General features: G+C 50.6%; 9 protein-coding genes. All 9 read left to right on the top strand.

Features of this window, described 5'->3' with window-relative positions; genetic code table 11:
* Positions 1-2031 carry a class I SAM-dependent DNA methyltransferase gene (locus RBT76_07715; protein ID MDX9857660.1) on the top strand — a complete coding sequence of 677 codons (2031 nt, stop codon included), beginning with the start codon at positions 1-3 and terminating at the stop codon, positions 2029-2031.
* Complete coding sequence (locus RBT76_07710) at positions 2028-3353, top strand: restriction endonuclease subunit S (protein ID MDX9857659.1); 1326 nt, start codon at positions 2028-2030, stop codon at positions 3351-3353. Before RBT76_07715 ends, RBT76_07710 begins: the two co-directional genes overlap by 4 nt.
* Positions 3354-3407: 54 nt before the next feature.
* On the top strand, positions 3408-4334 hold the full coding sequence (locus RBT76_07705; protein MDX9857658.1) for a hypothetical protein: 927 nt from the start codon (positions 3408-3410) through the stop codon (positions 4332-4334).
* A gap of 42 nt (positions 4335-4376) precedes the next feature.
* Entirely contained in the window at positions 4377-5528 is a 1152-nt protein-coding gene (locus RBT76_07700) for an ImmA/IrrE family metallo-endopeptidase (GenBank protein MDX9857657.1), read from the top strand.
* A complete protein-coding gene (locus tag RBT76_07695) occupies positions 5525-6025 on the top strand; it encodes a DUF4411 family protein (GenBank protein ID MDX9857656.1) in 501 nt (166 codons plus the stop codon). The genes RBT76_07700 and RBT76_07695 overlap by 4 nt, the downstream gene beginning before the upstream one ends.
* Before the next feature lie 66 nt (positions 6026-6091).
* Positions 6092-9034, top strand: coding sequence for a type I restriction endonuclease (locus RBT76_07690; protein ID MDX9857655.1), 2943 nt, complete (start codon positions 6092-6094; stop codon positions 9032-9034).
* A 60-nt stretch (positions 9035-9094) separates the two neighbouring features.
* Positions 9095-10933, top strand: coding sequence for an AAA family ATPase (locus RBT76_07685; protein MDX9857654.1), 1839 nt, complete (start codon positions 9095-9097; stop codon positions 10931-10933).
* Positions 10934-11625: 692 nt separating this feature from the next.
* Positions 11626-12657 carry an ATP-binding domain-containing protein gene (locus tag RBT76_07680; GenBank protein ID MDX9857653.1) on the top strand — a complete coding sequence of 344 codons (1032 nt, stop codon included), beginning with the start codon at positions 11626-11628 and terminating at the stop codon, positions 12655-12657.
* A gap of 288 nt (positions 12658-12945) precedes the next feature.
* Positions 12946-13584, top strand: coding sequence for a hypothetical protein (locus tag RBT76_07675; protein ID MDX9857652.1), 639 nt, complete (start codon positions 12946-12948; stop codon positions 13582-13584).
* The last annotated feature ends 8 nt before the right edge of the window (positions 13585-13592 follow it).

Genomic DNA, 13592 nt, shown 5'->3' with positions numbered 1-13592 from the left:
ATGAATCAAGCCAACCACCAACATATAGCAGGATTTATCTGGAGCATCGCCAATCTGCTGAGGGATGACTTCAAAAGAGCCAAACACCCGGACGTAATTCTACCACTGACGGTTCTCAGGCGTCTTGATTGCGCCCTCGAAAAGACCAAACCGGAAGTTCTGAAAAAGCACGCACAATATAAGTCCAAGCTCCATGAGATGGACGGGATATTGAGAGGAGCAAGCGGCTACAGCTTCTACAATACGTCTAAATACGATTTCAAAAAGCTGCTGGATGATCCCAAGAATATCGGTAAGAATCTCAAGCAGTATATCCATGCCTACAGCCCGGCGATGCGGGAGATAATCGACAAGTTCAAGTTCAACACTCAGATCGACGCGCTTGAAGACGCTAATCTCACTTACCAGGTGATAGAACGATTCGCCAATGTCGACCTGCACCCGGACAAGGTCAGCAATCTAGAGATGGGTTACATTTTCGAGGAGCTAATTCGCAGGTTCAACGAGGCATCGAACGAAAACCCCGGCGAGCACTTCACGCCGCGCGAAATCATCCGGCTCATGGTCAACCTCCTGTTCGCACCCGACATAGATGAACTGAAAAAGAAAAGAATCATCAAGACGGTCTATGACCCAGCTTGCGGCAGCGGCGGGATGCTCACTGAGGCCAAGTCCTGGATTCTCGAAAGTATCAATGAAACAGCCCAGATAGAGTTATTCGGCCAGGAGGTAAATCCCGAAACGTTCGCCGTAGCGAAGTCCGACCTTCTGCTCAAAGGCGAAAACGCCGAGAACATTAAATTCGGGTCGACTCTCTCCAATGACCAGCTACACGGCCAGAGATTCGATTACATGCTGTCCAATCCACCCTACGGCAAGGAATGGAAAAAGGATGAAACGGCGGTCAAGAAAGAAGCCGACCTTGGCGATAAGGGCCGTTTCGGGGCGGGATTACCTCGCATCAGTGACGGACAGCTTCTGTTCTTGCAGACAATGCTCACGAAGATGAAACCGCGCAACGGTGGAAGTCGAATCGCCATTGTCATGAACGGATCGCCGCTCTTCACAGGGGACGCCGGTAGTGGCGAAAGCGAAATTAGGCGATGGATTATCGAAAACGACTGGCTTGAGGCGATTATTGCGCTGCCGAACCAGTTGTTCTACAACACTGGAATTTATACGTATATCTGGGCTCTGACCAACAAGAAGAAGCCGCACCACAAAGGCAAGGTCAAGCTATTGAATGCGGTCAATCTGTATGCCAAAATGCGCAAGAGCCTTGGAGACAAACGCAACTATATTACCGACGAACAAATCAAGCAGATTACAGAGCTATTCCTAGACGGTGATAAGAGCAAACTGGTTCAGGATTTCCCGAACGAGTTTTTCGGCTATCGCAAGATTACGGTGGAGCTGCCATTGAAACTCAATTTCCAGGTGACTTCCGAGCGGATCGCGAAGGTCACGGCCGAACGCGCGTTTCAGAATCTGGCCAAGAGCAAGAAACGGGATCCGTTGAAGAAGGTCGAAGACGAAAAGGCCGGAGAGGCGCTTCAGGCCAAAATACTGAAGACCCTCGGCTCCATCAATAGCAAGCTCTACAAGAACCAGGACACCTTTCTGCAAGTCTTTGATCGCGCCTTCAAAGATGCGGAAGTACGCCTCGAAGCCGCGCTAAAGAAAGCAATCGTTAAAGCGCTCTCCGAGCGGGACGAGACCGCCGATGTGATTACCGACAAGAAAGGGAATCCCGAGCCGGACACCGATCTTCGTGATTTCGAGAATGTGCCGCTGACTGAGGATATCAATGAGTATTTCAAACGCGAGGTTCTGCCGCATGTGCCGGATGCATGGATAAGCGAGGACAAGAAATATCGCGACCATAAGGACGGTGAGATCGGCAAGGTCGGTTATGAGATCAACTTCACGCGGTATTTCTATGTATACAAACCGCTGCGTCCGCTTGAAGAGATTAGCGGTGAGATCAAGGCGCTTGAGGATGAGATAGCGGGCATGTTGGTGGACTTATGAATACAAAGACGGAACAAGAACCTGGCCGTAGTTACAGGCCATACCCCGAATACCGACAGTCAAGTGTGAAATGGCTTGGCGAAGTTCCAAAAGGCTGGGAACTGAAGCGGCTGAATTACCTAATGTCTAACGTTGTCGCTAAGAACACGGAATCAACAAACGACGAGCAGATCATCGCACTCGAAAACATAGAGGGCTGGACCGGGCGTCTCATTGAGCCTGAAAACCAAAAACGACCTGAGGGCGATTTGAAGGTTTTTGCGGCGGGAGACCTGCTCTTTGGAAAGTTGAGACCATACCTTGCAAAAGCTACCATTGCTTCTAACAATGGCTTGTGCGTTGGTGAAGTGCTTGTTCTCCGTGTTGAAGATAAGCTAGACAATCGCTTCCTTCTGTATCGAATACTGACCAAGGACCTAATAGAGTATATTGACGCCTCGACTCAAGGCGCGAAGATGCCTCGTGCAGAGTGGGAATTCATTAAGACGTTACCAATTGCTTTTCCGGATGCCAGCCAACAGAGAGTTATCGCCAACTTCCTCGACCGGAAGACGGCGCTGATCGATGACGTGATTGCCAAGAAGCAGAAGCTGATCGAGTTGCTAAAGGAGAAGCGACAGGCGCTCATAACTCAGGCTGTCACCAAAGGCCTCGACCCGAACGCCAAGCTCAACAAGTCCGGGATCGAGTGGCTGGGGGATGTCCCGGAGGCGTGGGAGGTTAAGCGGCTGAGATTCTTGAGTAAGGGACCATTTGAATATGGTGCAAATGAAGAAGCTTCAGACGATAATCCGGAAGATCCACGCTATATCCGCATTACCGATATTAGAGAAGACGGGGAGTTACATTCAGATACCTTTCGTTCATTGCCCATAGATGTTGCCAAACCCTACTTACTACAAGAAGGTGATTTGCTTTTTGCACGAAGTGGAGCAACCGTTGGGAAGACCTTTCGATACAAGGATTCATGGGGGCAATGCTGTTATGCCGGATACTTGATAAGAATGCGATCTGATACTCGCAAAGTAGATTCTAAGTTCCTACACTATTACACGCTCTCTGACGCATATATGCAATGGAAGGACTCCGTTTTCTGGCAGGCAACAATACAGAATATTAGCGCAGAGAAATATAAGAATTTCATTATTGCCCTCCCTACGCTAAAAGAACAATCACTTATTGTCGCATTCCTGGCCGGTCAGACCACGAAGACCGATGACGTGATCGGAAAAGTAACCGTCCAAATCGATAAGCTGAAAGAATACCGACAGGCGTTGATTACGAGCGCAGTGACGGGGAAGATTGACGTGAGGGGGGAATAGGGCTTGTCGTTCGTCGCCGTCACATGTAGGAATTTCACAGGAGCGTACGCTCCGATGAACGGTAGTCACAACTTGAACACGCCGCGAAGAGCGGTTTTGCGGGCTATAATCACCGTTGGTTTCCAGAGGGCTCCTTACCCCTGGCGGTTTGGTTGGCGACCGCTTTTGCACCGATTTGGCATTGCCCTGTCGGCGTTTTCGTTTCTTGAAGGTGGCAAACATGGGCTATACGTATCACCGGACTACCAGAATCTCGATATGTCGGAGAAAGGCGCAACGACGTATTGGTATGGTATGGCATTCGCCAAACTGATCGCGCAATCTAAGTTGGGAATAGTCTGGTTGGCACACGTCGACGGATTGCGTGCAAGTGGTGCATTGACTACAACATCGGGCAGTAGTAAGCGTGGTGACTTGGCCGGGCGCGGACTGAATAATGACTGGCATGTCATCGAGGCAAAGGGTAGATCGAATTCCTACGACCAGTCGCTGATTTCGGAAGCAAAGAACCAGGCGGCTGCTGTCACACAAATTAAAGGTGTAGCACCGCTGACCTCATCCGCTTGCATCACATCCCTGCATGCCAATCCGATCTCGGTTCTGTTGGATGATCCTCCTCCCGACGACGAAGCTGGACCCGTATCATGGGAGATTGAAGACAATGCGTTCTTCGATCATTACTATCGGGGTGTAATAGATTGTCTCCGTGAATTCGGTACATCTCGAAGCAGGACTCAGGACGGTACCGAATTCGTCGCATCCCCGTTACTTCCGTTTTATTGGGAGAACTTCGGCCCACCGATCCGGCCATATTACCGAGAATGGCGACTTGAATTGGGACTGCTCAGACGGATTTATGAGAATCCGAGTAGTGCGGTCGAAGCGGTTCGGGACTTGTCCACGACCAAAGACAAGAAAGTCGGCAGTGACGGAATCGCCCTGTTTGGTGATATGCCTGAGTGGGAGGGAGCAGAAGGTTGATGGAAAAACAGATGATGATAATTGTAACCGAGGTCTAATCTCTTGAGTAGAGTAGCAGTCAAAGAAGAGATATTACGCTGGGCGCTCGACCGCAGTGGACGGACATTCGAGGATTTGAGGGAGAAATTCCCAAAAATCCAAGACTGGGCCACAGGTGAAAATCAGCCTACTCTTCGGCAATTAGAATCTTTGGCAAAGGCAACGCTGACTCCACTCGGTTATTTCTTTCTAGAGAGGCCACCTGAAGAAAGACTGCCTATTCCGCACTATCGAACTATACGGGAAGATACACCTACCAGACCCAGTCCGGACTTGATTGAAACGGTACAGATAATGCAGCGAAGACAGTCCTGGATGAGAGACTTCCTGATGGATCAGGGTGCGGAGGAGTTGACAATCGTGCGCACAGCAAACACACGTGCGCGAGCAACGTCGGTCGCGGAGAGAATGCGTCGAGCTTTGGGACTCGATAACAACTGGGCATCCAACCATCGCACCTGGACCGATGCCCTTTCCGCCTTACGCGAAGCTATTGAAGTAAGTGGCGTTCTGGTTGTAGTCAACGGCATTGTTGGTAACAACACACATCGGAAGCTGGATGTTGAGGAATTCCGCGGATTTGTACTCGTGGATGACTTTGCACCGCTAATCTTCGTCAACGGGGCTGATGGAAAAGCCGCTCAGATGTTTACTCTAGCGCACGAGCTAGCTCATGTCTTTTTTGGCCGCAGTGCAGCTTTTGATCTCAGGAGATTGCAGCCTGCTGATGATGCTATCGAGAGAGCATGCAACGAAGCTGCAGCTGAATTCCTCGTGCCTGCGGATTCCTTGCGAGACGTTTGGGCTACTCTCGATCAATCACATGCTCCATTTCAAGACATTGCCAGACACTTCAAGGTTAGTCAAATTGTTGCTGCTCGCAGGCTTCTGGACCTGGATTTGATAGATAGAGCTCGCTTCTTTGCCTTTTATCAGGAGTATACGGACCAGATTCGAGAGTCTTCTCAGAAGAGCGGAGGCGGCGATTTTTACGCAACCCAGAATCTACGGCTCGGCCGTCGTTTTTCGCGAGCCGTTATCCAGGCCACTCGCGAAGGTAAGCTGCTGTTTAGTGACGCTTACAGATTGACCGGATTACACGGAAGCACTTTTGAGCAGTACGCGGAACGCCTTGGGCTTGGAGTGTCGCGTTGAATGACTCGGTTTCATATGTGCTCGATGCTAATGTATTCATCGAGGCTGCCCGCCGGTACTATGCCTTTGATTTGGCTCCCGGTTTCTGGCAAAGTTTGATCGACTGCGCAGCGGCTGAGCAAATTAGGAGTATTGACAAAGTGGCCGATGAATTGGCAAAAGGCAAAGACGAACTGGCCGACTGGGCAGAAAACAATTTTGCAGATGCATTCGCATCTACCGACAGCAATGACGTGACTCAGTCATATGCGGAAATCATCACTTGGGTCACCGGCCAAGTTCAATTTTCAGGTGCGGCTAAGGCCGATTTTGCTCAAGGCGCAGATGGATGGTTGGTGGCATTTGCCAGGGCGAAAGGGTACACAGTGGTTACACACGAGGAGCTCGCCCCCGACGTGAGAAGAAAGGTTCCGATACCCAATGTCTGCAATGCGTTTGGTGTACCTTATATCAATACTTTCCAGATGTTGAGGGCTCTTGGTGTGCGATTCAATTAGAGCAGGCTTCTTTGATATCGGAAATCCTGTAAAATGCCGGAATCATGTGATAGAATATAGGTAAATATGGATACATCAGAAAAAGCGTTTGAATCACATATCGAGCAGGTACTGACCGGCTCCGGCTATCTTGCGCGGAATCCGAGGCACTACACCACCCAATCCTGCCTGGATGAGGAGTTGCTTTTTGAGTTCATCTTCGCGACTCAGCCCAAAGAGTGGGAGAAGCTGAAGCAACAGCACGGCGATCAGGTGAGGGCCAACTTCGTGTATCGCCTGACCCAAGAGATCGAAAAGTGGGGCGTTTTGGACGTGCTAAGAAAGGGCGTCAGTGACTACGGTTCACGCTTTCAGCTTGTCTATTTCGCACCCGAAAGTCGCATGAATCCCGAACACGCTCGGCTGTACCGGAGCAATGTCTTTTCGATAATGCGGCAGGTCAAATTCAGCGAGAACACCGGACAGTCCCTCGACACGGTGCTTTTCCTGAACGGCATCCCGATCATCACCTTGGAACTGAAAAACCAGTTGACCGGGCAGAATGTCCAGAATGCGATACGGCAGTATCGCTACGACCGCGACCCGCGCGAACCCCTGTTCCATTTCAAGCGCTGCCTGGTTCACTTCGCAGTAGACAACGACCTGGTGTTTATGACTACCCGTCTGGCCGGTCGGACGACTCACTTCCTGCCGTTCAACAAAGGTTTCGAGGGCGGAGCAGGCAACCCAATCAATAAGAGCGGATTTCGTAGCTCTTATCTTTGGGAAGAGGTACTTCAGAGAGACAGTCTCTTGCAGATTATCTCGGATTTCATGTTGCTTTCGGTGGAGACGAGCACAAACGAACAGGGCGAGGAAAAGCAGTCCGAGGCGCTCATCTTCCCGCGATACCACCAGCTTGACGCTACACGGGGGATAATTGGTCATGCCCGGAACAACGGTGTCGGGCACAACTATTTGATTCAGCATAGCGCCGGTTCCGGCAAGACAAAGACAATTTCGTGGTTGGCGCATCGTCTCTCCAGCCTGCACGACGCTGCCGATCAGAAAATATTCGATTCTGCAATAGTTATTTCGGACCGGCGTGTCATTGACAAGCAGTTGCGCGATGAGGTTCAGCAGTTCGAGCAGACTTCGGGCGTCGTAGCGGCAATCGACCAGGGTTCGGCCCAACTTCGTGAAGCCCTCGAATCCGGCAAGAAGATCATCGTCTCGACACTCCAGAAATTCCCGTTCATAGTAGACGAGATTTCCAAACAGGCATCCAAGAATTTCGCTGTCATAATCGACGAAGCTCACTCCTCACAAACCGGCGAGAGTACGAAGAGCCTTAAGAAGGCACTCGGATCGCTCGAAGAGGCAGAACAAGAGAACGAACAAGAGCAAGAACTCACCGACGAGGAGGCCGTACTTCGGGAACTGGAAAGCCGCGGACGCCCTAAGAACATCAGCTTTTTCGCGTTTACGGCTACTCCAAAAGAAAAGACAATGGAGCTATTCGGCACTCGCAACGATGATGGTTCTTTTGCCCCCTTCCACCTTTATTCCATGCGCCAGGCTATCGAAGAAGGCTTCATTCTCGACGTATTGAAGAATTACACCACGTTTCAGACCTATTTTAATCTTACCAAGAAGATCGAGAACGACCCGCAGTACGAGAAGAAGAAGGGAATCGCCTTACTTCGGTCATACGTGGAGCTACACGAGCACGCCATAGGCGAAAAGACCGAACTCATAATCGAGCACTTTCTTAAACATGTTTTCCGCCAAATCGACGGTTACGCGAAGGCAATGCTGGTAACCCGTTCGCGACTTCACGCGGTTCGCTACAAGTTAGCATTCGACGAGTACATCCGAAAGAACAGATACCCAATCAAGACTCTGGTCGCTTTCTCAGGCACTGTGGCGGACTCAGGGCAGGAGTACACAGAGCCCGGGATGAATGGGCTGAGAAACGACAAATTAACCGCCGAAACCTTCAAACTGCCCGAGTATAAGTTCCTCATCGTCGCAAACAAGTTCCAAACCGGTTTCGACCAACCTCTACTGCACACGATGTATGTCGACAAGAAGCTTGGCGGTGTCATGGCCGTTCAGACACTGAGCCGTCTGAACAGGACCTATCAGAGCAAGGGCAAGACCGAGGTCTTCGTCCTGGATTTTGCAAACCACGAGGATGAGATACAAAAGGCATTCCAGCCATATTATGACCGCGCAATTCTGACAAAGCCGACCGACCCCAACAAGCTCTATGACTTGGAGAGGACGATCCTCGAATTTGGCCTATTCGATAAAGGCGACGTTGACGCATTCGCATCAGTTTTCTTCAGAAAAGGCGCCACACCGGAGAAACTCCACCCCCTGCTTGATCCGATTGTGGAGGAATACATCAAGCGTGAGAAGAAAGAACGGTTTGACTTCCGTGACCAGGTCAAGAACTACATTCGCCTCTACGCCTTCCTGTCACAGATTATTTCATTCAAGGACGTGGGCCTGGAGAAGCTATATGCTTATTTGCGAATACTGGCCCGCAAGCTCCCATCGGACAAAGAACGACTGCCGGTCGAAATCACCGAAAACGTGAATATGGATACCTATCGCATCCAGCAGATATCCAGTGGCAGTATCGAATTAGAGAAAACTACAGGTGAACTCAAGCCTATTGAGGGCCTCGGGACAGGACGCGGAACCGACGAGAGGGAATTCCTATCCCGCATAATCGAGGAAGTAAATAAGCGCTTCGGGACCGACTTCACTGAAGGCGACAGGGTGTTCTTCGCGGAGCTTGAGACCAGACTTGCCGGAAATGAGACCTTGTCACAAAGCGCAAAGACTAACACGAAAGAAGCTCTGAAACTGGTCTTTGCCCACATCTTCGAGGCACAACTCCACGCGATGGTTGAATCCAATTTCGACATCTACAAGAAGATCGTCGAAAACGCCGAGTTCGGCAGCTTCATAAAAGAGAAGATGTTTGATGAGGTATATGAAAAGCTCAGGACGGAATAATAGCTCGATTCACTATTACGGCCAACGCTGAGGGCTTGGAGAATAAGTAAGGGGTAACATATGAAGATTGTTCGCCTAACAATAGATAGATTCCGGAACATCAAGCATGCTCAATTATACTTCAGTGGACACACGCTTTTGGTTGGCCGAAACAATGTCGGAAAATCTACGATTTGTGAGGCATTGGACTTGCTGCTCGGACCCGAGAGGTTGCGCGGTAGCTCCCCGATTGATGAATGGGACTTTTACAATGGCGAGTACTTAGACAATGATGATGAACCGTTACAGATTACGATAGAGGCCGTACTTATTGACTTGTCGCAGGAAGCAGCGAACAGGTTCAGCCGCAATCTGGAGTTTTGGCACAAGGCTGAACGCCGTATTCTGGAGCGCGGCGAGATCGAAGAAACCGACAATGCCAATGTGCAGCAGTGCCTTCGTCTACGCTTTGTCGGACAGTATAACGCCGATGAGGATGAATTCGAAGCCAGGACATTCTATGCCCATAGTCCGGATGAAGAAGGAGACGACCTAACTGAGGTATACAGGCCAGCAAAACGAGCCATTGGCTTCTTGTATCTTCGCGCTCTGAGGACAGGCAATAGAGCCTTGAGCCTTGAAAGAGGCACTCTACTGGACCTTCTGTTGCGTATCGGGGAGATTAGGCCTCGACTCTGGGAAGACACACGCTCACGGTTGCTTGAGTTGGATCCACCTCTCGATGACTCCATAGGAACATTGCGGAGCGTGCTGGAGAATATCGAAGCCAGAATCGAGCAATACATTCCGCTAGACGGAAGTGGTAAATCGACGCATTTGTATGTGTCACAACTCACAAGGGATCACCTACGCAAGACGTTGGCGTTCTTCATGTCCACTTCGGTTGACCAGCAGCCGGTTCCGTTTCAACGATTGGGCACTGGTACGTTGAACACGCTCGTCTTCGCTCTTCTATCGGCAATTGCTGAACTGAAGAAAGAGAACATAATTTTCGCGATGGAGGAGCCAGAGATCGCTGTACCTCCTCACACGCAAAGACGGATCGTGTCGTATCTGACAGGAAGCACTACACAGGCTTTCATAACGTCCCATTCTCCATATGTCATCGAGAAATTTGAACCAGAGCAAATCCGTATATTGCGAAGAGACGACTCCGGTAAAGTGGAGAGCCAAGAGTTGAGTGTATCATCGGGACTTAAGCCGAAGCTATTTCGGAGGAAGCTACGACACTCAATTTCAGAGGCAATTCTCGGACAAGCCGTCATTGTTGGAGAAGGTTTGGTCGAGTATCAGGTGCTGAGGTCTGCGGCCGCAGTTATGGAGAACTCTGATGCAGGATACTACCCGTTTGATCTCTCGGGCGTTTCGTTCTTCAATTCTGATGGAGAGGGCAATTTGTCCGCGTACGGTTCGTTCTTCCTTTCGCTTGGCTTGCAGGTGTTTGCCTTCTACGATAATCGTGATCGAGGTGATGGTGAGTCTCGTGCGATTGAGACGGCATTCACGATGCACAAGCAAACCGATTTCACTGGCATTGAAGCAATGCTCATCGCTGAGGTAGGTATCGAGAAGCAGTGGTCATTCCTCAATGATCTGTCGACCGAAGGAGGCTTACCAAGTGGCGTAGTTGTTCCGGCGTCACAGCCTGCTGATGACGAGGTTAGGAGACTGTTGTTTGAAGTTCTGAAGAGTCGCAAGGGCGACAATCATGCAGCTCGTCTTGTGGGTAGTTGCGATGTCGCTGCCCTTCCCACGACTGTTAGAGTGTTCTTGTCCGACGTGTTTGCTCGCTTCCCTAAGCCAAGTGAGGTTGCACGTTTAGATGTAACGATTGATTCGGACCGGAACGACAGCACTGTAGGGGAGGGATCTTCAGGTGAGGGTAGTGATGAAGAATGAGTTTTGAAGAGACACAGCTACATCAAAGGGTATTTGAGTCAAGTGGACATCTATTGGTGCTAGGCGGACCAGGGAGTGGAAAGACACTAACAGCGCTACATAAAGCACATAGATTCATTCGAGCCGGAGGATTGTCGTCTGGGCAGACAGTCATATTTCTTAGCTTCTCTCGTGCAGCAGTGGCCCGTATTCTACAGACCGCATCGACACAGATACCAACAAGGGGGTTTTCCCGTCAACTTACTATTCAGACTTTCCATTCATGGTTTTGGGAGATTCTTAAGACACATGGCTACTTGCTGGGAGCTCCACGTAAGCTAACGGTATTTGCCCCACACGACGAAGACGCTCTTCGACAGGGTAGAGCGAAGGACGACGGTGGATGGTTGAGAGAGCGTGAGGCACTATTCTATAGTGAGGGACGCGTCGCCTTCGATCTGTTCGCGCCGCTCGCTTTGAAATTGCTCGTGGGGAGCAGGTCGTTGAGGGATCACTATACTGGTAAGCACCCTCTTCTGGTTGTAGACGAAGCTCAAGATACGGACTCGATACAATGGGAATGCATCAGACAGCTAGCTCCTGGGACCCAGACGCTGCTATTGGCAGATTTGGACCAACAGATTCACGACTACCGGCCGGATGTGACGGCCGAGAGGATTCAAGACATTAGGGAGGCTCTGAGTCCAACGGAGGTGGACTTCGCCAGTCTCAATCACCGTAATTCAGCAACTAGCATCAATGCCTGTGCCCGCGCGGTACTAAGTAATGGCAGCTTAAATCGGGAGTTTCCCGGCGTTTCTTGCCTCTCCTATCAGCCAAGAGCCAACGCTAGGGATCGCAGGATTCGTCAAGCTGTCGGAATTCTTAATGAGCGAATAAAGGATGACACAGGGGAAGAACCAGCCAATATCGCAATCTTGTCCTCCTGGGGCAAGGGCGTCAGAATTGTATCGAATGCCCTTAGAGGCAATAATCAGCAGCCTGGCATTGCTCACCGAGTTCAATTCGATGAAACTGCCACTTATCTTTCTAGCAGGCTCATCGCATTTATGATGGAGCCAGCTGCAAATGAAGAACAAGCCACGCTGCTTCAAGGTCTGCAATTGATGCGGAACTTGGAGAGGGCAAAGGGCAACCACGCAGAAGTTCTCAAATATGATCGATGGTGTGCATCGCTTGAAGACGGTAGCATTCCGAATCGGGGCAAGGTAATGCCGGAATTCCTTAAAATCACTAGTGCAATACAGCACAGTCACTTTTCTGGCAATCCTGAACAAGATTGGACTTTCGTTCGATCTCTGTTACTCGAATCTGAAGCAGGTCCTATCAAGGCAATTGGTAGACAAGCCGAATACCTCATGGCGTTTAACAGAGGGAGGCTGATATCTGCAGGGCTTACTCGAAGATGGCAGGAGGCTGGAGACTATCGTGGTGCTCGTGGCGTTCTCGATAGCGCAATCAATGAAGCTCAGATGGGGCACGATGTTCAGCCGAATCGAGGTATACATGTCATGACGACCTACAAAGCCAAAGGAAAAGAATTCGACGGAGTAATCCTGTTTCAGAATAATCACTCAGCGCCATTCGCTTTGCCAGGTGATTCGCAAGACTATGCGCGAAGCAGAAAACTACTATTCGTCGGCATAAGTCGTGCCAGAAAACACGTCATGCTACTGAGGGACGTGACTCAGACATGTCCAATAACCGGTTCCTATGCGATCTAAGCACGGTGTCAATCACGATATTGGCATATGGACATAGTCAATATTCCATGCAATGGACCTGTCATTACTTACTGTAAACTATGCTGTCGCCTCAGTTGTTTATAACAACTACCAGCAACATATCCGATAACTATCGTATATCAAATGCTCTCCTGTCGATTCCCTTCGGATCTCGCTTATCCCCACGCCTTGCCCGCCCCCGGTGCTAGTCGTCTCCTGACGGTTGGGTAGACTGAACGGTGCTGTAAACCATCGTTCTTTCACAATCCAACTTTCAAGGAGGCAGTAATGCCGAACGAAAACCTGGTCACCACCATCGACGTGACCGACGACGACGGGAACGTGTCCACGCGCGACATCGTTACCTATGCCGGGCTTCTCTCCAAAGCCCACGAACAGGGGCTCCAGCGCATCGAGACCCGTATCGATCAAATGCCCACCCGAGAAAACGGCATGACGGCGATCTGTACCGCCACTGTGACCACCGGCCGCGGGGTGTTCATGGATTGCGGGGATGCCAACCCCGATAATGTCAGATCTGGCGCAGTGCCGCACATCATTCGCGTGGCACTTACGCGAGCAAAGGCCAGGGCGCTACGGGACGCCGTGAACATCGGAGCCATTTCTCTAGAGGAATTCGGGGACTTCCCACCATACTCCAGAACTGACCAGAAAGACAGCCTGTCCACTACCGCTTCAGCGACGTCCAGATCGTCGTCAAACCCGAAGCCCATCACCGAGGCGCAGAAGAAGAAGCTGTATACCCTGCTCGAAAAGCAGGGAGCGTCTGCCGAGGACGTGGAACGCTTTCTCTGTGACCAACTCAGTGTCAAGCGACTGGAAGACGCCACCGTATCCGAGGCGAGCATCCTGATCCAGCGGCTGACCCGCGAAACCTCAACCAAGCCGAAGGAGCTTGTCAACTGAGAAGGAGG

It is taken from the genome of Candidatus Zixiibacteriota bacterium (assembly GCA_034003725.1).
In the GTDB taxonomy this organism is placed as follows: Bacteria; Zixibacteria; MSB-5A5; order GN15; family FEB-12; genus WJMS01.
The sequence above is the reverse complement of the archived record's forward strand: the minus strand, read 5'-3'. Positions and strand labels throughout refer to the sequence as shown.